The following is a 22157-nucleotide window of genomic DNA, read 5'->3' on the forward strand; positions in this document are numbered from 1 at the left end:
TCGGGGTATTGTTAATCCTTGCCGCATGTGTTTTTGCCTATATCACCACTCAGCCAGCAGAATCTAACCTCTCATTCATCAATAAGCCTTCACACTTCGCTCGAATATTGACGCAAAATATCTAGGGTTACTGTATCTAGTGCATTGATATGAGTGCTCTCTAGTCTAATTAAAGGAGCGCAGTGTGCATTGAGAGCTTCTACCCAGCGAGTAATGCAGAGACACCATTGATCTCCAGCAACTAGTCCGGGAAATTGGTACTCAGGCCTAGGGGTGATAAGGTCATTGCCCTTTTCAAGACTAAATTGTAAAAATTCTTTTGTTACCACAGCGCAAACTAAGTGACTACCAACATCTTCTTCATTGGTTTTGCAGCAGCCATCCCTAAAGAAGCCAGTAAGTGGCTCAAAGGAACAGGGGATGAGGGGCTCTCCAAATACGTTTAAGGCAACTTCTTTTTGCATAGCATCTTTCGATAGTGTGGGTACCAGCCAGTTTATTCAATAAGGCTTAAACTTGCTGAGCCATGAACACATTAGAAAAGCTGACTCTCTTTTACGATGGTGCCTGCCCTTTATGCCAAGCCGAGATTCTGTTTTTATCCAGAAGAAATCAGGCTGGGCTATTAGATTTTGTGGATATTAATTCTGAGTACTTTGATTCAGCCAAGATTGGCATTTCTTGTGACGAGGCCTTAGTGGCGATGTATGGGCAGTATGACAATGGCGTTTTAATCCAGGGTGTGACTGTTTTTTCAGAGGCATACCGCAGGGCCAATCTGCCATTCTTAACGTGGATATTTTCAAGAGAATCATTGCAAGCGACCTTGCAGGTGGCTTACCGTTTCTTTGCTAAAAATCGCCATGCCATTTCTAGATTATTTGGTCCAACAGCCCTGCGTTTGGTGAAGGCAACATCCTCAAAGGGCATCTCATGAGAGTATTCAAGATCCTGTTGGCTTGTTGTGCTGTCATTACTGTATTCGCTTCCAGCGGCATTGCTCGAGATCTCACTTATCTTGATAGCGTATTAAACCCCGCAAAACTTCAGGGTACTGGCAGACTAAATTGGTGGGGGTTTCATATTTACGATGCCTCTTTTTATCGTGCAGGCGCTCCGACTTCCCAGGAGTTTGCGATTGATATTCGATATCACAAATCATTTACCGGTGTTGCTATCGCTAATGGCAGCGCTGAGGAAATGAAAAAAATGGGCGTTCCCGATACGCAGGTAGCGCTATGGGGCAAAGAGCTTGCAAGTATTTTCCCTAATATTGAATCTGGCCAGACTTTGACAGCTGTCTATCTACCAAAGCAGGGAACCATTTTTTATCATGATGGCAAACGTATCGCTCAAATTACTGGCGTAGAATTTTCAAAGGCTTTCTTTGGCATTTGGCTAGATCCTAAAACGAGCGCACCAAAGTTGCGAAATGAATTGCTAGGTCAAGGTTGTCCACCACCACTTTTTAATGAGGCTTGTTAAGTGAATCAATATTTCCCCCTGAGGTTTCTCGCAACAATCGCTTGTGCACTGTTTTTACTTGCCTGTTCGGGTCCTCAGGTCCAGCAGTATGCAAATGAGAAACCTGCATTAGATCTCAGTGAGTATTTTTCAGGGACGATTGATGCATACGGAATCTTCACAGACCGCAGTGGCGAGGTAAAGAAGCGGTTTACAGTGCTTATCAAAGCAGACTGGAAAGTAGTTGATGGTAAGAAAGTTGGCACTCTAGATGAGAGCTTTGATTATTCCGATGGGACTAAGCAAAAACGTATTTGGACCTTGACTGAGCAATCTCCAGGAAAATACATTGGTAGGGCGGATGATGTCATAGGTGTTGCGCAAGGTGATTTAGCGGGTAATGCTCTGAATTGGACTTATACCCTAGCCTTGCCAGTAGACGGTACGATTTACCACATGCAATTTAATGACTGGATGTACCTTGTAAGTCCAAAGGTCATGCTCAATAAGGCCAAAATGAGCAAGTTTGGCATAGAGCTTGGGGAGGTCACCTTGAGCTTTTATAAGCGCTAAGCAGACGCCCCGATTTTGTGTCACACTTTCTGTGAGGCAATATATAAGGCGCTGATAGTACACCTAGAAAACTTTAAAACCCATGGAGACTAGTATGAGCACAAAATTAAAGAAGGTAGCGATTGGTTTATCTGTAGCAGGACTTTTAACCTTGGTTGCTTGCCAATCCATGGAGCAGGGCACAGGTCAAAAAGCGAGTGCGACTTTAGATTCTAGATCTGGATCTAAAGCAACAGGTGAAGTGACTTTTACCTGGCAAGGTAGCAATGTTTTAGTCAACGGAAAATTTGCTGGATTAAAGCCAAATTCTGAGCAAGGTTTTCATGTGCATGAAAAAGGGGATTGCTCTGCGCCCGATGCTACTAGTGCGGGTGGCCACTTTAATCCTGATACCAAAGCCCATGGGATGCCCAATAGTGGCATGAACCATGCTGGCGATATGCCGAACATTAAGTCAGATGCGAATGGTAATGCTACTTACACAGCCACAATGCATGGTTTTGCTGTCAATACAGGCCCGACTGGAGTTGTAGGTCGCTCGGTTGTAGTGCATCGAGATCCTGATGACTATAAGTCTCAGCCGGCTGGTAATTCAGGCCCCCGAATTGCTTGTGGCTTGATTAAGTAAGTTATCACTTTAGGATATGCAGGGGTTTTAATGAGAATAGAAGATACCGATCCAGCTAGACATGCCGGGATTGAATATCCAATGGAAGTTGGAGCCCCTGTATTTGCTCCTATTAAGGTAGTTGAAGAAAAAGACAAGGCAGTAAATGTTGCGCGCCAAAATGCAAAGCAAGAGTATGAGCGCATCATGGAGCAGGCAGAGGTTTTAATGAAACAAGCACGGGCTCTGCAGGCAAGGCTCGATGCTACTGAGATGGTGCATAGCGCGAAATTTGGTTTTAATCCAATTCATGGAAAAATTTATCACCTATATTACGACAGCAGAAACGCAATCAATCTGTTGATTCAGAATGGACCGAAAGACTGGAGTTGTGGCATTCCAGATGCGTGGACTTATTCTATGGCGGTAAAGAAGTTAGGGGACAGTACTTGGGCTGTGGTTGAAGAAGATGCTCTTACTGTATGATATTTTTTCTATTTAACAATAATAAATAAGGTAACACGTGACAAAAGCTCGAGTAGTTAGTCTTTCCGAATTGGGTAGTGCCGATGTCATTAAGGTGATTGATAAAGAATTACCTCCTCCAGGTAAAGGTGAGGTACAAATTCGCCAGACTGCCATTGGTTTTAATTTCATTGATATTTATCAGCGCTCAGGATATTACCCACTCGATCTACCGACGGGTCTTGGTCATGAAGCTGTGGGCGTAGTTGAGGCTTTAGGTGATGGTGTGGCAGGCCTCAAAGTTGGTGATCGTGTGATGTATATGAATGCCGGCATCGGAGCTTATGCAAGTGCCCGTAATGTTGCTGCTGATAAGTTAGTGCCAGTGCCAAGTAATGTTTCTGATGAAGTTGCAGCAGCAGTGTTCTTTAAAGCGATGACTGCTCAGTACCTTATTCAAAAAACCTACAAAGTAAAAGCAGGCGATATTGTTTTAGTGCATGCCGCTGCTGGTGGCGTTGGCCAAATTTTGGCTGGCTGGGCAAAAGCACTTGGCGCATTTGTTGTTGGTAGCGTTGGTTCACAAGCCAAAGTAGCTGTAGCTAAAGAAGCAGGGTGTGATGCGGTAGTTGATTACTCGCAGCCAAATTGGGTTGAAGAATTCTTAAAAGCAACTGGCGGTAAAAAGGCAAATGTAGTTTATGACTCTGTTGCTAAAACGACCTTCATGGGTTCATTGGACTGCGTTGCGCCTTTTGGAACTTTAGCTTTGTTTGGCGCTGCTTCAGGACCTGCCCCTGAAATTCAGCCCGAGATTTTGAATAAGAAGGGCTGTCTGTTTTTAACAAGACCTTCTGTATTTCCTCATAACGCTACACATGCATTGCTACAAGAGAATGCAAAGGCTGTGTTTGATGCGATTGCCAAGGGTTACGTTAAGGTTCAAATTGGCGCTAAGTTCCCTTTAGAGCAAGCTGCTGATGCTCATCGTGCGGCCGAAGGCAGAAAGGTCTCTGGCGCTATTGTCATGATTCCTTAGTAGTACCAGGCTTCACCTGTTTAATTTTGACTATAGTTGAAGTATCAATATAAAAATCTTGGGAGACAGTACATGAATCGCATTTCATTGAGAAGTTTATTTTCTACTTTCTTAGCTTCGGTAGCTTTGCTATTGAGTACTGGGTTCGCCTATTCTCAGACTTTAGCTACTAGTAGCGCGCAGGGTAAGACAGAAATCTTATGGCTTGGCCAGGCTGGATTTCGGATTAAGACACCAGGTGGCAAGATTATTTTGATTGATCCCTGGATTACTGGCGGCCCAAAGACCCCACCCCAATATAAAAATGATTTAGCTGCTATTGGACCGATTGATTTACTTATGGTTACCCATGCACACGTCGATCATATTGGTGATGCCCCTGCCTTAGCTAAGATGAATAATACAAAGCTTTATGGGCCAGCAGATATGGTGACGCCACTCATTACTTTGGGTGTATTGCCTGCTGATTTAACGCATCGTTTTAATAAGACGGGTCGTCAAACTCCTTTGCCTGGAATTAAGGTTACCGCTGTACAAGCCGACCATTCTTCTTTACTTCTTTGGAAAAATCCTGCAACTGAGAAGAATGAATCCCATCCTGCTGGTGAGGCTGTGGGCTACATCATTGAATTAGAAAATGGCTTTAAGATTTGGCATATGGGGGATACCGGCTTGTTCAGTGATATGAAATTTATCAGTGAATATTACAAGCCAGATCTCGTGATGATTCCGATTGGTGGCAATTTCACAATGGCACCAGATGATGCTGCATATGCATTGCGCACTTGGGTAAAACCAAAGATGGTTATTCCAATGCATTACAACTCCAATCCAATGACAAAAGGTACTTTGGCAGAGTTTCAAGAAGCCATGAAGGGGAGTAAGATCAAAATTATTCCTATGACCGAAGGTGAAACTGTTCAGCTCTAAGTTGTCGCTGATTTTTATTGAATAGGATTTTGTGAATTCCATTTCACCTACTGTTAGAGCTCAACTGGCCCCTGATGGCGTTCTTAACGCCACAGTTTATTTAGGCAACTTTCTATTGGTAACTGGCAGATCTCCTACCGGCGAGCCTACTGGTATTGCGCCTGATATTTGCCGTGCTATTGCAAAGCGCTTAGGTGTCGAGCTGAATTTACAGGGATGCGAAACGCAGGATGAAGTAGTGAATTCGGCTGCCGATGGAAGGTGTGGAATTGCATTAGTAGGCTCTGATCCAGCGCGCGCCAAAAGAGTCACCTTTACACCTGCTTATGTGGAACTGGAGGCTAGCTACTTGGTACCTGCCAATTCATCTATTGTGAATATATCCCAGGTGGATCAGCCTGGGATTCGGATCGCCTCATTTTTTAAGAGCGCTTACGATCTTTGGCTACAGCGCAATCTTAAGCATGCTACTTTGGTACATGCAGATAGTCTCCAAGCTAGCAATGAGTTATTTGTTAGTGAGAACTTAGATGCTCTCGCCGGACTCAAAACAGGCCTAGTGAGCGCCGCTCAAAAGATTCCGGGTGCACGTATTCTTGAGGGTCAGTTCACTGGTATTCAGCAGGCGATTGCTACACAAAAGTCTCATCTAGAGGCGATTGAATTTTTAAGTACTTGTGTAGAAGAGTTTATTAGCACTGGTTTAGTTGCAACTTTAATTCAACAATATCAAGTGCAGGGCTTATCTGTTGCGCCGCTTACGAAAAAATCTTCGGTTATTTAAGATGAAAAAAATTGCGCTATCTTTTATTGTGGGTATCGCTATATTGAGTCAGCAAGGTGCTTTTGCTCAGGCTGATACGTATCCAAATCGTCAAATGAAGATCATCTCGCCATTCGCTACGGGCGGTATAGCAGATGGCTTTTCAAGGATTATTGCTCAGGGTTTAAGCGAGGCTTATGGCCAGCCTGTTATTGTTGAGAATAAGACTGGTAGCGGCGGAAATATTGGAGCTGATTTTGTAGCCAAATCTCCCGCTGATGGCTACACCCTCATCATGGGAAGTATTGGTACGCATGCTGTAAATCCCTATCTTGTAAAAAGCATGCCCTATGACCCCTTGAAGGATTTTATTCCAGTTGTGTTCGTGCTGGATGCTGAGGGTTTATTAGCCGTCAATCCCAATCTTCCAGTAAAAAGTGTTAGTGAGCTGATTGCTTATTTAAAGACAAATCCAGGTAAGGTTGCTTACGGCTCTGGTGGAATTGGAACGGCTAGTCACTTAGCAGGCGAACTCTTTATCCTCACAGCTAAAGTGGATATGATCCATATTCCTTATAAAGGAAATGCACTAGCCATTACCGATTTAATTGGCGGACAAACGCAAGTCATGTTTGCGACTATGCCCACCATTCTTCCGTATGTGAAAAGTGATAAATTGCGTGGCTTGGCAGTAACAGGTGCAACTAGGGATCCATCGATGCCAGATCTGCCTAGTATTAGTGAAACACTTCCTGGTTTTGATGTTAAAAATTGGATTGGCCTATTTGCACCAGCCGGGACTCCCCCATCTATTGTGAAAAAGTTGCATGCTGAGGTTAGTAAAATCATGCAGCAATCCTCTGTTCAGAAAAAGTTGGAGTCTGAGGGGGCTAAGTATTACGCTATGAGCCCCGAGGCTTTTGGTGCTTTTCAGAAGAAAGAGTCAGCGCGCTGGGGCAAGATCATTAAAACTGCCGGCATCAAACCGGAATAGACCCAAGGCATCGTAGGGCATTTCCTCTTGACTCCGCTTATAATCATCTAAGCACCTGAATTAAAAGGGATTATTCCCAAAAATCCATTTCTGCTTGTTTGACAGCCCCTAAGGGCTCTTGGACAATGTATGCGGTGGTTTGATTCAAGCCACAGCCTGACATGACAACCAATATTTCCTCGACCTCTAGTAACCCTGCCTTGGTGCTCGAAGCCCGTGGACTTCGTTGCGTTCGTGGCGAAAGAGAACTATTTACTAACCTTCATTTGCGGGTTGCATCCGGAAATTGTTTACACATTCGCGGTGAAAATGGGGTGGGTAAAACTAGTCTATTGCGCCTCTTAACAGGCATATCAAAACCAGAGTCTGGTGAAGTGCTTTGGGGCGATCAATCTATTGCGCTTGATCCTATGGCCTATCATCGCGAGCTCTTATTTTTAGGACACAGAGATGCTTTAAAGGAAGATCTCACTGCTTTAGAAAATTTGCAGATGTATGCAACGCTTGATGATGTCTCTCTCTCACAAGAAAAAGCGCTGACTACTTTAGCGCGCTTTGGTTTGCGTGGTCGGGAAAATTTACCCGTTAACTGTTTATCTGCAGGACAAAAGAGACGTATTCTGATGGCACGTATGTCAACTCGTCAGGCCAAGCTCTGGATTTTGGATGAACCTTTTAACGCTTTGGATATTCAGGCAGTTCATGAGTTACAGAATTTAATTGCTGAACATCTTGCTGCTGGCGGTCTTGTGGTACTAACCAGTCATCAAGAGGTTAGCATTCCGAATGTGCAGGTGCTAGAGCTATGAGAGCCTTGCTTGCAATCATTCATCGAGATTTGCTCTTGGTCATGCGCCGCAAGAGTGAAGTCTTAACTGCATTGTTTTTCTTTGTGGTGGTGACCAGTTTATTTCCGCTTGGCATTGGTGCTGATGCCGCCTTGCTGCGCAAAATTGCCCCCGGCGTTATTTGGGTCGCTGCTTTACTGTCTACTTTATTAGGCTTACATCGAATGTTCGCAGCAGATTATCAGGATGGTGCTCTAGAACAGTTGGCTTTATCTCCGCAACCGATGGTTTTATTGGTGACAGGAAAAATCATTGCCCACTGGATTGTTTGTGGCCTACCTTTGGTGGTGTTAGCCCCGGTGATCGGTATTCAATTTGATTTGGACGCGAGTTCTTTATATGTATTGATGGCCACTCTTTTGCTAGGAACTCCAGTACTATCCTTGTTAGGCTCCATTGGTGCAGCTTTAACCCTTGGTGTTCGGGGCGGCAGTGTGTTGATGAGCTTGCTAATTTTGCCTTTGTATATTCCGGTATTGATATTTGGTGCTGGCGCTGTATATGCAAATAGCGTTGGCTTAGATGCATCTGGCCATTTCTCCATACTCGGCGCTTTATTGATTTTGGCTTTAGCATTTGTACCTTGGGTAAGTGCTGTAGCTGTAAAGATTGCGATTGAATGAATCAAGTAAATAACCCCTCTTTTTCTAATAACCGCTTAGTGAATTGGTTTAGCTTATCAAGCCCGAGCACCTTTTATCCGGTCGCTGGCAAACTCATTCCTATTTTCTGGGTCCTTGCTGTTGTATTTGGTTTGGCCGGCTTATGGGTAAGCTTTTTTGTTGCTCCAGTAGATGCAGTTCAGGGCCAGGGTTATCGCATTATTTTTGTCCATGTGCCTGCTTCATGGATGTCGATGTTTCTTTATCTTGTCATGGCAGCATGGGCTGGGCTCGGTTTGGTTTTTAACACCCGCTTATCAGCGATGATGGCTCAAGCCTTAGCTCCAGTAGGCGCATGGATGGCTTTTTTATCTTTGTGGACTGGAGCATTTTGGGGTAAACCCATGTGGGGTGCTTGGTGGGTTTGGGATGCGCGCCTTACTTCCGAATTAATTTTGCTCTTTCTCTATTTAGGCTTTATCGCTTTACAGGCATCGATTGATAACCGTCGTCGTGCAGATAAAGCAGGCGCCATTCTCGCTTTAGTAGGAGTAGTGAATGTGCCCATTATTTATTTTTCAGTGAAATGGTGGAATACATTACATCAAGGCGCTTCAGTTTCATTGACAAAAGCACCTGCGATGGCGCAGACCATGCTATGGGGAATGCTTCTAATGGCTTTGTGCTTCTGGATGTACTCCATTGCAGTGGGTTTGATGCGAGTTCGAGCAATTATTCTGGAGCGTGAAGCGCATACCGATTGGGTGAGACAATTGAGCGAGGTAAAGAGTTAATGTGGAATAGTCCTGCAGAATTTTTCGCAATGGGTGGCTATGCTCTATACGTATGGAGTAGTTTTGGCGCTTGCGCGTTGGTTTTATTGCTTGAGCCTTTAGTAGTACGCGCTCGCTTTAAGGCAATTGTACGAAGACTCAAGCAGGAGCAACTAGCTGAGCAGTTTGATAGAGAAAGTAGTCAGTGAAGCCTAGATATAAACGTGCATTAATTATTATTGCTGCGTTAGCAGTGATTGGGGTTGCTGCCCTACTAATTCTGAATGCACTGAATAGCAATATTGCTTTGTATGTCACCCCTAGTGAAGTGGCTGCAGGTAAGGCGCCGAAGGATCAAGCCTTTCGGATTGGCGGTATGGTGAAAGATGAATCCTTAAGACGTGATGGTTTGACGGTGCATTTTGTCATTACCGATCTCGTCAAAGATATTCCCGTTGCGTACACAGGCATTCTTCCAGATTTATTTAAAGAAGGTAAGGGTGCTGTGATTCAAGGTCGTATGAATGCTAATGGAGAATTTATTGCCAGTGAAGTACTCGCTAAACATGATGAGAACTACATGCCACCAGAGGCTAAACATGCTTTAGAGCAAGCCCAGAAAAATGGAAACAATAAATGATTCCTGAATTTGGGCATTACGCACTCATTCTGGCACTTTGTGTTGCCCTCATTCAGGGGGTACTTCCATTAGTGGGTGCACATCAAGGCCGTCGAGAGTGGTTGATGTTGGCAAGACCTGCCACTCAAACTGTTTTCTTATTACTTGCCACTACTTTTGTAATCTTGGCTTGGAGTTTTTATAGCAATGACTTTTCTGTGCTTTATGTCGCTGAGCATTCTAATTCTCAGATGCCTGTTGTCTATCGTTTAGGCGCCGTATGGGGTGGGCATGAGGGCTCATTGCTTTTGTGGGTGTTCTTATTAAGTACCTGGACCATTTTGGTTTCCCAACTCTCTAAAGCTTTAGATGAGTTTATGGTCGCTAGAGTCATTGGTGTTTTAGGTTTAGTAATGAGTGGGCTCCTACTTTTTATTCTGACAACTTCAAATCCATTTATGCGCTTGCTGCCAGCCGCGCAAGATGGCCGGTCTTTAAATCCACTGTTACAAGATCCTGGCTTAGTCTTCCATCCGCCGATGTTGTACATGGGCTATGTTGGCTTCTCAGTAGCCTTTGCTTTTGCGATTGCATCTTTATTATCAGGAAGATTGGACGCTGCATGGGCTCGCTGGTCACGTCCTTGGACCACAGCTGCCTGGGTATTTTTAACACTCGGAATTGCGCTAGGTTCTTGGTGGGCTTACTACGAACTGGGTTGGGGTGGTTGGTGGTTCTGGGATCCTGTTGAGAATGCATCTTTCATACCTTGGTTGGTCGGTACAGCGCTCTTACATTCATTAGCGGTTACAGAAAAGCGTGGTGGCTTTAAGAGCTGGACTGTTTTGTTAGCAATTACTGCTTTTTCTTTATCCCTCTTGGGAACCTTCTTAGTACGCTCCGGCGTGCTGACATCAGTCCATGCCTTTGCTACTGATCCAAGGCGCGGTATTTTTATTTTGATCTTTTTGGTTCTCGTGGTTGGATCTTCGCTAATTCTTTATGCATGGCGTGCGTCTAAGAGTTCTCTTGGCGGTAAATTTAGCTTGAGCTCAAGAGAAACTTTTATTCTTTTGGGTAACGTCTTCTTGGTTGTTTCTGCTGGCTCAGTATTGCTCGGGACTTTGTACCCCTTATTAATTGATGCTCTTCATTTAGGAAAAATCTCCGTCGGGCCCCCTTATTTTAATAGTGTATTTGTACCCATCATGGCGCCTTTATTGGTGCTAATGGGAATTGGCCCTTGGGCTAATTGGAAAAGCTCTCATCTTCTGGCGGTGATCAAGCGCTTATGGCTTGCAGGCCTCGCTGCAGTAGTTGCTGGTATCAGTATTCCTTTGATGATGGGTGAGTTCACCTGGTTAGCAGGCCTTGGCTTCTTGCTGGCTTTTTGGGTCATTGCTTCTGGTTGCTTGCAGATTATTCGTCAAGCTAAAGTAGGTAAGCCAACCCGCTCATTTATAGGGATGCAAGTAGCTCATTTGGGTATTGCTGTGTTTGTGATTGGCGTCACGATGGTTGGCGCTTATCAAGAAGAAAAAGATGTGCGCATGGCTGCTGGTGAGACTGTTTCAGTGGGCGGATACCAAATTCAGCTACAAGATGTCAATGTAGTGCCAGGACCAAACTACCAGGCGATGCGCGGGACTTTCTTGTTAAGCAAGAATGGTAATCCTGAGGCAACGCTATATCCAGAGAAGCGTAATTATTTTTCATCAAGCATGCCAATGACTGAGGCTGCTATTGATGTGGGCCTAACACGAGATATCTATGTTTCTCTTGGGGAAGTGCTACCTGATAGATCATGGGCAGTGCGCGTGTACTACAAGCCCTTTGTGGATTGGATCTGGGGCGGCTGCTTATTGATGGCTCTGGGTGGAATATTGTCGATTTCTGATAAACGCTATCGCATCAAATTGAAAAGACAAGCCCAATGAAGCTAAAGTTTTTAATTCCCTTGGTGCTATTTGTCATCTTGGTTGTCTTCCTAGCGATGGGTTTAAATCGCGATCCACAAGAAATTCCCTCGCCATTAATTAATAAGCCAGCACCCGCATTTGAAATTCCACAGTTATCAGAGACCAACCAGACTTTTTCACCTGCAAGCATGAAGGGGCAGGTTTGGATATTGAATGTCTGGGCATCTTGGTGTGTCGCTTGCCGTGAAGAGCACCCAGTGCTTGTGGAGCTTGCTAAGTCAAAGGTAGCGCCTGTGATTGGTTTGGACTACAAGGATAAGCGTGAAGATGCCCTTGCTATGTTAGCGAAGCAGGGCAATCCTTATTTGCTATCGGCTTTTGATGTGAATGGGCGTGTTGGAATTGATTATGGGGTCTATGGTGTACCCGAAACCTATGTGATTGATAAAGCAGGCATGATTCGCTTTAAACATATTGGCCCCATTACGATGAACATACTGAATCAAAAGATCTATCCATTGATTAGCGAGCTTCAGAAATCATGAAGTCAATTCTTTTGATTGCTCTCTGTGTATTTAGCTTTAGCTCATCGTTTGCCAAAGATGCGGCGCCGTTGGCCGATGATCCTGTGATCGAACAGCGCCTAATTATTATCTCTGAAGAAATGCGTTGTTTAGTTTGTCAGAATGAATCGTTGGCTGGATCACGTTCTGATTTAGCTAATGACCTGCGCCGAGAAATTCGCACTCTCATTAAAGAGGGTAAGAGCGATGATCAAATTAGAAGCTTCATGGTGGAGCGCTATGGAGATTTTGTGCTCTATCGTCCACCCGTCAAACCAATTACTTGGTTGCTTTGGATTGGTCCCTTCATCATTCTTTTAATTGGCATAGCGGGTCTGTTGACTTATTTGCGCCGCAGAAATAATGCTGTAACTAATATTGCATTGTCAGATGATGACAATAAAAGGATTGATGCTTTGCTCAATAATAAGAATGGTACGGAGGCTCTATGACTAGTTTTCTAATTCCCGCCTTCTTATTGCTATCTCTGGTTCTCGTTCTACTCTTACGTCCATTTATTTTTCCACCAAAAGTAGAGGCAACTTCTCGTCGCCAAATGAATGCCGCTATTTATCGTGAAGAGCTCGAAAAATTAGAGGCGGAGCGGACAGCAGGCTCTATGAATAGTGCTGATTATGAAATTGCTCATGCTGAAATGCGTCAACGCCTATTCCAGGATACCAATGAAGAGGATGACCGCTCTGTCATGGGTTCAAGCAAGATTACTGTGATTGGGCTGTGTATATTTATTACAGTACTTTCAGCAGGATTCTATTTTGCATTGGGTGATGCCACTCGCATTGCTGAAAAGAATGCTCAGCAACCTATGACACAAGAAGGTGTCGAAAAAATGGTTGCTGAGTTTGCAGCAAAGATGGAAAAGGACCCGACTAATTTGCAGGGTTGGGTCATGTTAGCTCGTTCCTATCGCATCTTAGGGCGCAATGAAGAAGCTGCAAAAGCATATGAGCGCGCTGGAAATTTTATTGACTCTGACCCACAGCTCTTGGCTGACTATGCAGACGTATTGGCTTCTAATGCCAATGGAAGTTTTACTGGTAAACCACTGCTGCTCATTAATCAAGCCTTAAAGTTAGACCCTAATAATTTGATGGCTTTGTGGCTTTCTGGTACGGCTTCTTATGCAGCGAGTAATTACAAGGCTGCAGTCCAGACTTGGGAAAAGCTTGCACAACAATTACCGCCAGGAACTGAAGACGCACGTTCAATAGAGGCATCTATTGCTGATGCGCGTGCTAAAGGTGGCCTTTCAGCCAAAGCTAACATAAGCACGAAAGGTATCACTGGCAAGATTGAGATATCACCCGATTTAAAGTCGAAAGTGAAATCTGGCGATATTGTGATGGTGATTGCGCGCAAACCAGGTGAACGCATGCCAGTAGCAGTGCTAAAGACATCTGTCTCAGAGTTTCCGATGGATTTCTCTTTAACGGATGCTTTGGCAATGAACCCAAGTGCACCACTCTCCCAATTATCCGAAGCCTCAATCGAGGTCAGAATTTCTAAAACAGGAATGGCAAAGCCAGAAGTGGGAGATTTAATTTCAGCTGTGCAAACAGTCAAGGTCGGAGTCGGCAATATTCGGCTAGTGATTGACCAAGTGCGTCAATAAGCACTCTTTAGCCTACTGGGAGGCCAATCATTTGCCTATTTTGGTGTGCGGGGCATAATGCAAAAAACAAGTGAGATTTCAATGAACTACCTCAAAAGGCAGCTGTAGCTTAAAACTATTATTGAGAAAAATATGATGAATAAAAGTACTTACAAATATATTCTGGGCTTCATTTTCAGCTTAATAGCCTTTCAACTCATGGCTCAGCCATACCCTAATAAGTCTATTAACTTAGTCGTCCCACAAGCCGCGGGCGGAACAAATGATATTGTTGGGCGTTTAATTGCTCCAGCTTTTGGGGAGGCAATTGGCAGCTCTGTCGTTGTTGAAAATCGACCTGGTGCAGGCGGTAATATTGGCACGCAGAGTGTGGCGCGTTCTGCTAAAGATGGCTATACCTTACTGTTGACCATAAATAGTGCACAAGCCATTAATCCCTCTCTCTATAAGAATCCAGGATTTGATCCAGTAAATGATTTTGTACCGCTGTATTACATTGGTGCCACACCATATTTATTAGTTTCCCCGCCAGGATCTCCATATAAAACACTAGCTGACGTTGTTGCTGCAGCAAAAAAGAAACCCGGCGAGCTTTCCTATGCTTCTGCTGGTAATGGCACTGTTAGTCACTTACTTGGAGCGATGTTAAATGCTAGCGCTGGTATTGAGATGCAGCATATTCCTTACAAAGGTGTTGCGCCTGCAATTAATGATGTCTTAGGTGGTCAGGTTCCATTGGCTTTTGCAAGTCTACCCTCAGCAATCAATTACATCAAAACAGGTAAGCTACAGGCGATTGCGATTAGCTCCGCTAAGCGTTCTAGTGCAGCCCCAGAAATCCCAACAATTGCAGAAACCTATCCTGATTGTGTGGGTGAGGTTTGGGTTGCAATCTTTGCTCCTATTGGTGTGAGTGCTGATGTGATTAAGAAAAATCAAGTTGCCATGGATAAGGTTATGGCAAGGGCTGATGTCCGTGAGAAATTGATTGCGCAGGGCTTAGATCTCAATCCAGTTCCGCCTACAAAGCTAGGTGCCTTACTGAAGGAAGAGTTGCTTAAATGGGCAAAAATTGTGAAAGCATCTGGTGCACAGCTCGATTAACACTGCCCTACCGATTGCCCATAAAATCAGCTTATGACTAATGCAGTATTAACACCACTACTGACGCCAGCTAAAGGGCTAGCAGAGACTTTGCGTTCTCAGGGGTATGTTGTGGCATCGGCTGAGACTGTTGCGCAATTATGTAAGGTAAGCTTGGTCAATTTGCAGAACTTAACTCAGTTCTGGAAAGGCTTACCGCGTGATCCATATTTGAAGGATGGTGGGCGTTACCGTTTTCGTCGTCATGCTAGTTATGAGATTAAAGGCGACCATCTGAATTTAGTACCCCATCGCGCTCACTGGCAGTCAGTTGATTACAACGCTCTGCATGGTGGAATCGAGCGTTGGTTTGAGCCTATTCAAGCTACTTTATTAAATGATCCAGCCTGGCAATCTGTATTGATAGGCCTCTCTCAAATCTTGAGTGGTTTAAAACCAGTGACTACTTGGTTTGTTGAGGCACACCAATTCCGGATTGATACTACTGACGGTATTGGTCGACCAACACCAGAGGGCGCACACCGTGATGGCGTGGATTTTGTAGCAGTATTTTTATTAGACCGCGTGGGTATTAAGGGTGGAGAAACCAGAATATTTGATGCAACTGGTTCGGCTGGATTGCGCTTTACCTTAGCTCAACCTTGGTCTCTATTGCTCATGAATGATGAGCGGATGATTCATGAATCCACCCCAATTCAGCCTCTTGGCAATTACGGCTACCGCGATACCTTGGTTTTGACCTATAGATCCAATGGCTTTCAAGATTCTCCACATCGTGGTCAACAATAAAGATCCATCTTCATTGTGAATGACATCTACCGTGTAGCATGCGCCGCTGGGTTTTCAGGTGATCGCACAGATGTTGCCAGGCCACTAGTAGATGAGCTATTGAGATGCGGTGGACCAGCCTGTTTAATTTTTGAGAGTTTAGCTGAGAGAACTTTGGCGCTTGCACAACTAGAGCGCCATCAGAATCCAGACTTAGGTTATGAACCTCTGCTTTTAGAAATGCTTGAACCTATTTTGGTAGATTGCATTAAGGGTGGAATCCCTATTGTCGGAAATTTTGGTGCCGCTAATCCTGAGGGTGCTGCACGCTTCATTGCCAAACTTGCTCAAGAAAAAGGTTTGCAGAATATTAAGATTGCTATAGTTAAGGGAGATGATGTATCTGCACCAAATTTTCGTTCCCAGCTAGAGTCTTTTCTCTCTCCATCAGATCGAGAATCATTGACACAAAGTGCCTTGGTTAGTGCAAATGTGTATTTAGGGGGTCAGGAGATTGCGCAGGCATTAAATGCTGGAGCGCAAGTCGTTGTTACGGGACGTGTTGCGGACCCAGCTCTGACAGTAGGTCCTCTGATGGCGCATTTCAAAAAAGAATGGAGCGATTGGAATTTTCTGGGGGCTGCCACCATTGCTGGACATCTTTTGGAGTGTGGGGCTCAGATAACCGGTGGTTACTTTGCTGATCCTGGAGTAAAAGATGTCCCTAACTTAGCTCAAGTCGGATTCCCAATTGTGGAATTTAATGCTCAAGGAAAAATCTGTATTACAAAGCCATCTAATACTGGTGGACTAGTGAATCGTATGACGGTGACCGAGCAACTTTTATATGAAATTCATGATCCAGCACAATACCTTACTCCAGACGTAGTTGCTGACATCTCTCGAGTTGAGCTACATGATGCGGGAGGTAATAGGGTTGAATTAACGGGTGTGATAGGTCATCAGAAGCCAGATACTTTGAAGGCTAATATTTGTATTGATGGCGGCTGGTTGTCTGAGGCTGAAATTTCTTATGCTGGGTTTCACGCGTATGAGAGAGCACAACTCGCTGCACAAATTATCCGTGAGCGCTTAAGTGATTTAGTTCTTCGCATTGATTACATTGGCTCTTCAAGTATATTTTCTAGTGATGCTGGAGAGGGTCCGCAATTTAAGTCATCAATAGGCTTTGAGGATATTCGCTTGAGAATATCAACTGCTAATCAGGATAAGCATCAAGCCATGAGGGTATGTCGTGAAGTGACAGCACTGTATACCTGTGGCCCTGCAGGAGGAGGTGGAGTTCGAACTAGCTTGAAGCCTCGCTTGACTACCTTAGTCTGCTTGATTCCCCGAGATTTAATACAGACTTCCTATGAATTTTTTGATACCAAGGAATTGGTGTGATGGCTAAAAAAATTCCCCTATATCAACTTGCTCACGCCAGAACTGGTGATAAAGGTAATCGCTCTAATATTAGTGTGATTGCATATCGGGTAGAAGACTTTCCTATTCTTTTAAGAGAGTTGACTGTAGAAAGGGTGAAAGACCATTTTAGTTTTCGAAAGCCTAGCGCCGTAAAGCGTTATGAGCTAGAAAATCTAAAGGCCCTCAATTTTGTGATTGATGATGTTTTAGATGGCGGAGTCAATCTCTCTTTAAATCTAGATTCCCATGGCAAGAGCCTTTCATATTGGCTCTTGGCAATGGAAATTGATGTAGGCTAAAGTAAATCAATCATTACTCTGGTTGCATTCCTGCTTCTTTGATGGCTTTAGCCCATTTGACTGTTTCTAGCTTGATTTTTTGACCAAGAGCCTCTGGGGTGCCAGGCTGAGATTCAAAACCCATAGCCGAAAATTTCTCAACCAAGTCTTTGGATTTGGCGGCGTCATTAATTGCTTTATTTAGCTTCATCACAGCATCTGTTGGCATGCCTGCAGGACCAAACGCTGCGAAGAAGGCGATTAATTCATAACCCTTAATACCAAGGGCCTCATTTACCGTTGGTAATTCAGGAATGGCTGGTGAGCGCTTTAGTGAAGTGACTGCTAAACCACGAATTTTTCCTGCTTGCACTTGTGGCAATGTGACTGCAAAGTCCGCAGTGAACATATTGACTTGACCACCGATCAGATCAGTCATAGCGTTAGGGCCGCTCTTATAAGAAACACCAGTCATTTTGATATCGGCTGCGCTAGCTATCATTTCTGAGGAAACGCGTTGAGAGGTGCTTGCATAAGCAAAGGTCATTTTTCCTGGATCCGCTTTTGCGAGCGAGACAAATCCATTCAGAGATTTAGCGGGGACATCATTATTGATAGCAACGATCAGAGGCACCGAACCAAAGTAGCCGATTGGTGTGAATGCGGTATCTTGGTTATAAGGAAGATTTTTCACCAAACTTTTGAGGGCCGCATTAGTACTGTTTGTCCCAAATAAAAGGGTGTAACCGTCTGCGGGAGATTTTGCGACGACTTCAGCGCCAATCATTCCGTTTGCTCCTGGGCGGTTCTCAATGACAACAGGTTGACCTAAGGATTCAGCCATTTTTGCAGCAAAAGCGCGTCCGATTTGATCGGTTGCACTGCCTGCTGCAAATGGCACTATGGCTCTAATTGGTTTGGAGGGGTAGTTATCAGCCATGACTAGGCCATAGGAAAAGGTGAGCAATAGTCCGGTGCATACTCGGATTAAATGACCTGCAAGGCGTTTATTTTTCATGCTATCTCCATCTTGTTTCTATTAGTGTAGCGGGTCTTTGACCTGGGGGCGAGTAGAATGAATCCACGTTTTTACTGATAATTTATGCGCTTTAGACCATCTGGTTATACCCCTCTTATGCTTATGGCACAAACCTGTGCCTTATTGGGCTTTGCTTGCTACGCTGTGGTGCTAACTACCTTGCAAGATGAGTGGCATTTGACTAATTTGCAGTCTGGACTAATTGCTAGTGCATTTTTCTTTGGGTATATGTTGGTCGTCCCTTTGGCTACTGCACTGACTGATCGAGTGGATGCACGTAAGGTCTACTTGATCGGTGGCCTGTCTGCTACATCAGGCCTCTTGGGCATGGGGTTATTAGCATATAACTTTTGGACCGCTCTATTTTTTATGGCGATTAATGGTGCTGGTCTTGCTGGTACTTATATGCCTGGCCTCAAAATTTTGTCTGATCGGATTCAGTCTGGTGAGATTACCCGTCACATCGCGTTTTATACCGCTTTCTTTGGGATTGGCACAGGATTTTCATATTTATGTTCAGGCTGGATCTTAAGTGCATTTGGTTGGCATTATGTCTTTGGCATTATTGCGCTTGGACCGTTGACAGCATTTTTAATTGTTTTAGTTCTAATACCTCCTTTGCAGAATGAGAAGTGGAAGGGGCCAATAGAAATTCGTTTGCATGACATATTTCCTTTGGGCAAATGGAAATTAGTATTAGAGGATAAAAAAGCAGCAGGATTTATTTTTGGCTACACCGCACACTCACTAGAATTATTCGCCTCAAGAAGCTGGCTCGTAGCCTTCTTTGCATTTTGTACCATCATGTCTGGGGAATCCTTTTTCTTGGCAGCCACCGCATTGGCTGGGATTGTCAATTTCTTTGGCGTACCTGCATCTATCCTAGGTAATGAGATTGCTCTACGAGTGGGGCGCCAAAAGTGGGTCTGTATCGTGATGTTGACTAGTGCGGTCTTGGGCGTTGCGCTAGCTTGTTCTACAGGCCAATCATGGTGGTTAATTGTGATTCTGGCAATTGGACATGCTATTTCTATCATGGCTGACTCTGCGACATTAACCGCAGGTCTTGTGGTTAGCGCACAAGAAAATATTAAAGGCGCAGCCATGGGCTTACATTCTTTAATGGGGTTTGGTGGTGGCCTGCTGGGCCCTGCAATCTTTGGTTTTGTATTAGATATTTCAGGATCTCGTTCCTCACAAATTGCTTGGGTATGGGCTTATGGCGCTGTAGTGATATGGGGGGTTCTATTTGTCTTGTATGAGCGTCGTAATGGTTGGGTGGGTAAAGGTAAGTGATAAAAGCGATTTAAGAAAAACGATCACCAACCCAATAAGCAACACTGGAAACTATTGCGGTAACAAAACTTCCCCATGCTATATCGATAAATGCCAGTCGCGTTGGAAAGTCTCTCACAACAGCTAGATTGGTGAGATCGTAAGTCATATAGCAGAAGAACCCGAATAAGGCGCCATATTGCAGTGCATATATCAAGGACTGTTTTGATAGGGCTGGAATGACAACGAAAATCACTGCTCCTAATGCATAGAGTAGGTAGAAAGCGAGCCCTGCTATAAGCTTTGGTTCACTGGCCATCAAATCGCCCATTTCATCTCGATAAAGGCTTTTAGCTATACCTAAGAGCCAAACTAAATCGATTGCAATCATAGTAATCAGAAGTGAAGAGTAGATGGCAAAATACTTGAGCAATTAAGTCTCCTTTTGAACCGTTATAGCCTAATAATAAGCATATTATGGAAAGTATAGATCAGTAGTTCAATTTGAAGGGAGTCAATATGTTTAAGCATTTATTGGTGCCAGTCGATGGCTCAGATATCAGCAAAAAATCATTGAAGAAAGTGGCTGAACTTGCAAAAGCGGATGGCGCTGCTGTGACCTTGGTATATGTATCTGACTCTTTACCTCCAATGGTGTACTCCGATAGCACTATGGGCTATGGAATCACTCAAAAGGATCATCAGAAGGCTTGCGAAGCCTATGCAAAAGATGTATTTAAAAAATCTACCGCTGCACTTGGTGCAGCTAGCAAAGCTAAAACACTACATATCTCCAATTCTAATTTATCCGAAGGTATTTTAGACGGCGCTAAAAAATCAAAAGCTGATGTGATCGTGATGGCTTCGCATAAGCGCACAGGTATTAAAGGTATGTTGCTTGGTAGCGAAACCCATGAAGTAATTGTGCACTCGAAGTTGCCAGTATTAGTGCTTGGTTGATTAAGGGAGCTTTGCTTGCTTAAAGAAATAGGGTCCATGTGGACCCTATTGTTATTTCTTGGCTAGTATTTTTTCTAAAGCCCCATCAATTTGGATTGATGGGGCTTCCCAGTAAAAGAATTTCTCTTGTGAGCTGACCACTTTCATTGTTTCGCATAGACCATAAATCTAGCTGAGTCTTTAAAGCATACGGATCTACATACACACCATTCTTTCTGAGTTCGAAATGGAGATGTGGGCCAGTTGACCTTCCAGTTGACCCAACATAACCAATTTCAAAGCCACGACGCACTTCATTGCCTACTGCAAGCTCAACGTTGTAGTTACTTAAGTGTGCATAGTAGGTCTGATAGTTACCAGGATGTTCCAAGATAATCAGGTTGCCAAAAGCACCGCTATAGCCAATATGCGCGACTCTGCCATTGGCTACGCTAAAGATAGGTGTGCCGCTTGGGGCAGCATAATCAATACCCATGTGGGTGCGATAGCGCTGCTTAGGCGGTGCTGCTTGGGGGGTAGACGCATTAGCGCTTGGGCGCTTGCTGGACGCACGAACGCTACCAACACCTCGTGAGATGCGGCGATAACTTAGTGGATTTGTCCAAAAGGAACGCTCGAGGGATTCCCCGGTACCAGTAAAAAATCCACCAGGGATGTCGTTACGGTCTACCCAGTAGGCGCTTGCAAATACCTCTTTGTTGACTGGGTCAATAATTTCAGTAGCCCAGATTTGGGCCCATCTCTCCCGATCACCAAAGTCCACAATTAAACGAACAATGCTATTGGTATTTTCTAATGCACTATTTTCTTCTGGGTAGATCTGTTTAATAAGAGAATTTAACTCCCAAACCAACTCAACTGGCAGAACGTCCCCTACCTTGCGGGGGTCATATAAAACATCCTGCAATGGAATTCGTAATTCAGTCAGATTCTTAGATTCATTCTTTAAATAGTCTTGTTGGATTAAGAATCCACCGAATGCAGACGGTGTGAATGTCCATACCTCTGTTTTACTATCTTGAAGAGGGCCATTCATAATACTAAGTGAGTCAAAGCGATTGCGACTACCAAATGCAGCTGCGTACGGAATGCAATCTCCGCGCATACGGTTAAAGAATGGTTTCGTCTGAGCTTTGAAAAACTCTGAAAGCTGACGGTTATCAATCCCGATGCTAGCAGGCAAATTGTCCTCGTTGAAATTACGTCGTAGACAACCTTGAACGACTCGGTAATCTAGATTACTGGCGCTATCTAAATCTACTTCATCAGGGTCTTTACTTTGGGATAGTGCAGGATTCAGGCTATTGCTTTTTGAAGTCCCTCTTGTCGCATTATCTTTAAAGCCAACTGGTTTTGTATTCCGAACAGTCACCTTTTTACGGGTTTCGTTCGTTTGGGCGCTAGCTGTTGGTATAAGCCCAGGCAGCAGGCTAAGATAGCTAAATCCAATCAGAATGAGTGCTCCTTGCAATAGCGAGCGACAAGTTACTTTTTTATTCACCACGTAATTATC

General features: G+C 44.2%; 28 protein-coding genes. 24 read left to right on the top strand and 4 right to left on the bottom strand.

The window, feature by feature from the left end:
• Positions 1 to 89: 89 nt before the first annotated feature.
• A complete protein-coding gene (locus ICN29_RS08790) occupies positions 90 to 464 on the bottom strand; it encodes a DUF2237 family protein (RefSeq protein ID WP_216132330.1) in 375 nt (124 codons plus the stop codon).
• Positions 465 to 526: 62 nt separating this feature from the next.
• Here ICN29_RS08790 and ICN29_RS08795 point away from each other — a divergent pair, with 62 nt between their 5' ends.
• The 22 genes from ICN29_RS08795 (at position 527) to ICN29_RS08900 (ending at position 17391) form a co-directional block, all read left to right on the top strand.
• Positions 527 to 937: a thiol-disulfide oxidoreductase DCC family protein gene (locus ICN29_RS08795; RefSeq protein ID WP_216132333.1), complete on the top strand. Its 411-nt coding sequence runs from the start codon at positions 527 to 529 to the stop codon at positions 935 to 937.
• Positions 934 to 1485, top strand: coding sequence for a chalcone isomerase family protein (locus ICN29_RS08800; RefSeq protein WP_216132336.1), 552 nt, complete (start codon positions 934 to 936; stop codon positions 1483 to 1485). Before ICN29_RS08795 ends, ICN29_RS08800 begins: the two co-directional genes overlap by 4 nt.
• On the top strand, positions 1486 to 2037 hold the full coding sequence (locus ICN29_RS08805; RefSeq protein ID WP_369411661.1) for a DUF3833 domain-containing protein: 552 nt from the start codon (positions 1486 to 1488) through the stop codon (positions 2035 to 2037).
• Between the two features lie 94 nt (positions 2038 to 2131).
• Positions 2132 to 2665: a superoxide dismutase family protein gene (locus tag ICN29_RS08810; RefSeq protein ID WP_216132339.1), complete on the top strand. Its 534-nt coding sequence runs from the start codon at positions 2132 to 2134 to the stop codon at positions 2663 to 2665.
• A 30-nt stretch (positions 2666 to 2695) separates the two neighbouring features.
• Entirely contained in the window at positions 2696 to 3130 is a 435-nt protein-coding gene (locus tag ICN29_RS08815; protein ID WP_216132342.1) for a DUF2452 domain-containing protein, read from the top strand.
• A 37-nt stretch (positions 3131 to 3167) separates the two neighbouring features.
• Entirely contained in the window at positions 3168 to 4148 is a 981-nt protein-coding gene (locus tag ICN29_RS08820) for a quinone oxidoreductase family protein (RefSeq protein WP_216132345.1), read from the top strand.
• A gap of 72 nt (positions 4149 to 4220) precedes the next feature.
• Positions 4221 to 5078, top strand: a complete 858-nt coding sequence (locus ICN29_RS08825) for a metal-dependent hydrolase (protein ID WP_216132347.1) — start codon at positions 4221 to 4223, stop codon at positions 5076 to 5078.
• Positions 5079 to 5109: 31 nt separating this feature from the next.
• Positions 5110 to 5862, top strand: a complete 753-nt coding sequence (locus ICN29_RS08830) for a transporter substrate-binding domain-containing protein (RefSeq protein WP_216132350.1) — start codon at positions 5110 to 5112, stop codon at positions 5860 to 5862.
• A gap of 1 nt (position 5863) precedes the next feature.
• Entirely contained in the window at positions 5864 to 6835 is a 972-nt protein-coding gene (locus ICN29_RS08835; RefSeq protein ID WP_216132353.1) for a Bug family tripartite tricarboxylate transporter substrate binding protein, read from the top strand.
• Between the two features lie 161 nt (positions 6836 to 6996).
• Complete coding sequence (gene ccmA / locus ICN29_RS08840) at positions 6997 to 7644, top strand: cytochrome c biogenesis heme-transporting ATPase CcmA (protein WP_216132356.1); 648 nt, start codon at positions 6997 to 6999, stop codon at positions 7642 to 7644.
• Positions 7641 to 8306, top strand: coding sequence for a heme exporter protein CcmB (gene ccmB / locus ICN29_RS08845; RefSeq protein WP_216132359.1), 666 nt, complete (start codon positions 7641 to 7643; stop codon positions 8304 to 8306). The genes ccmA and ccmB overlap by 4 nt, the downstream gene beginning before the upstream one ends.
• Positions 8303 to 9079 (top strand): heme ABC transporter permease CcmC, encoded by a 777-nt coding sequence (gene ccmC, locus ICN29_RS08850; protein ID WP_216132362.1) that lies wholly within the window; start codon positions 8303 to 8305, stop codon positions 9077 to 9079. Before ccmB ends, ccmC begins: the two co-directional genes overlap by 4 nt.
• Entirely contained in the window at positions 9079 to 9267 is a 189-nt protein-coding gene (gene ccmD, locus ICN29_RS08855) for a heme exporter protein CcmD (protein ID WP_216132365.1), read from the top strand. The genes ccmC and ccmD overlap by 1 nt, the downstream gene beginning before the upstream one ends.
• A complete protein-coding gene (gene ccmE / locus ICN29_RS08860) occupies positions 9264 to 9698 on the top strand; it encodes a cytochrome c maturation protein CcmE (protein WP_216132368.1) in 435 nt (144 codons plus the stop codon). Before ccmD ends, ccmE begins: the two co-directional genes overlap by 4 nt.
• Positions 9695 to 11614: a heme lyase CcmF/NrfE family subunit gene (locus ICN29_RS08865; protein WP_216132371.1), complete on the top strand. Its 1920-nt coding sequence runs from the start codon at positions 9695 to 9697 to the stop codon at positions 11612 to 11614. Before ccmE ends, ICN29_RS08865 begins: the two co-directional genes overlap by 4 nt.
• Positions 11611 to 12141 (top strand): DsbE family thiol:disulfide interchange protein, encoded by a 531-nt coding sequence (locus ICN29_RS08870; RefSeq protein ID WP_216132372.1) that lies wholly within the window; start codon positions 11611 to 11613, stop codon positions 12139 to 12141. Before ICN29_RS08865 ends, ICN29_RS08870 begins: the two co-directional genes overlap by 4 nt.
• Positions 12138 to 12611 carry a cytochrome c-type biogenesis protein gene (locus ICN29_RS08875; protein ID WP_216132375.1) on the top strand — a complete coding sequence of 158 codons (474 nt, stop codon included), beginning with the start codon at positions 12138 to 12140 and terminating at the stop codon, positions 12609 to 12611. The genes ICN29_RS08870 and ICN29_RS08875 overlap by 4 nt, the downstream gene beginning before the upstream one ends.
• Entirely contained in the window at positions 12608 to 13792 is a 1185-nt protein-coding gene (gene ccmI / locus ICN29_RS08880) for a c-type cytochrome biogenesis protein CcmI (RefSeq protein WP_216132378.1), read from the top strand. Before ICN29_RS08875 ends, ccmI begins: the two co-directional genes overlap by 4 nt.
• 198 nt (positions 13793 to 13990) lie before the next feature.
• Positions 13991 to 14896 (top strand): Bug family tripartite tricarboxylate transporter substrate binding protein, encoded by a 906-nt coding sequence (locus ICN29_RS08885; RefSeq protein WP_255538162.1) that lies wholly within the window; start codon positions 13991 to 13993, stop codon positions 14894 to 14896.
• 33 nt (positions 14897 to 14929) lie between these two features.
• On the top strand, positions 14930 to 15685 hold the full coding sequence (locus ICN29_RS08890; protein ID WP_216132381.1) for a 2OG-Fe dioxygenase family protein: 756 nt from the start codon (positions 14930 to 14932) through the stop codon (positions 15683 to 15685).
• A gap of 15 nt (positions 15686 to 15700) precedes the next feature.
• Positions 15701 to 17071: an acyclic terpene utilization AtuA family protein gene (locus ICN29_RS08895; protein WP_369411662.1), complete on the top strand. Its 1371-nt coding sequence runs from the start codon at positions 15701 to 15703 to the stop codon at positions 17069 to 17071.
• Positions 17071 to 17391, top strand: coding sequence for an AtuA-related protein (locus ICN29_RS08900; RefSeq protein WP_216132384.1), 321 nt, complete (start codon positions 17071 to 17073; stop codon positions 17389 to 17391). The genes ICN29_RS08895 and ICN29_RS08900 overlap by 1 nt, the downstream gene beginning before the upstream one ends.
• Before the next feature lie 13 nt (positions 17392 to 17404).
• Here ICN29_RS08900 and ICN29_RS08905 read toward each other — a convergent pair whose 3' ends face one another.
• On the bottom strand, positions 17405 to 18388 hold the full coding sequence (locus ICN29_RS08905) for a Bug family tripartite tricarboxylate transporter substrate binding protein (protein ID WP_216132387.1): 984 nt from the start codon (positions 18386 to 18388) through the stop codon (positions 17405 to 17407).
• A 117-nt stretch (positions 18389 to 18505) separates the two neighbouring features.
• On the opposite strand from ICN29_RS08905, the gene ICN29_RS08910 reads away from it, so the two are divergent.
• Positions 18506 to 19705 (top strand): MFS transporter, encoded by a 1200-nt coding sequence (locus ICN29_RS08910; protein WP_255538163.1) that lies wholly within the window; start codon positions 18506 to 18508, stop codon positions 19703 to 19705.
• A 10-nt stretch (positions 19706 to 19715) separates the two neighbouring features.
• On the opposite strand, the gene ICN29_RS08915 is transcribed toward ICN29_RS08910, so the two are convergent.
• The gene (locus ICN29_RS08915) at positions 19716 to 20117 is read right to left on the bottom strand and encodes a DUF2177 family protein (protein ID WP_216132393.1); all 402 of its coding nucleotides are present in this window, start codon (positions 20115 to 20117) and stop codon (positions 19716 to 19718) included.
• Positions 20118 to 20203: 86 nt separating this feature from the next.
• On the opposite strand from ICN29_RS08915, the gene ICN29_RS08920 reads away from it, so the two are divergent.
• On the top strand, positions 20204 to 20644 hold the full coding sequence (locus tag ICN29_RS08920; RefSeq protein WP_216132397.1) for a universal stress protein: 441 nt from the start codon (positions 20204 to 20206) through the stop codon (positions 20642 to 20644).
• A gap of 85 nt (positions 20645 to 20729) precedes the next feature.
• On the opposite strand, the gene ICN29_RS08925 is transcribed toward ICN29_RS08920, so the two are convergent.
• Positions 20730 to 22145, bottom strand: coding sequence for a M23 family metallopeptidase (locus ICN29_RS08925; protein ID WP_369411663.1), 1416 nt, complete (start codon positions 22143 to 22145; stop codon positions 20730 to 20732).
• Between the last annotated feature and the right edge of the window lie 12 nt (positions 22146 to 22157).

Source organism: Polynucleobacter nymphae, from assembly GCF_018882155.1.
Classification (GTDB): Bacteria; Pseudomonadota; Gammaproteobacteria; order Burkholderiales; family Burkholderiaceae; genus Polynucleobacter; species Polynucleobacter nymphae.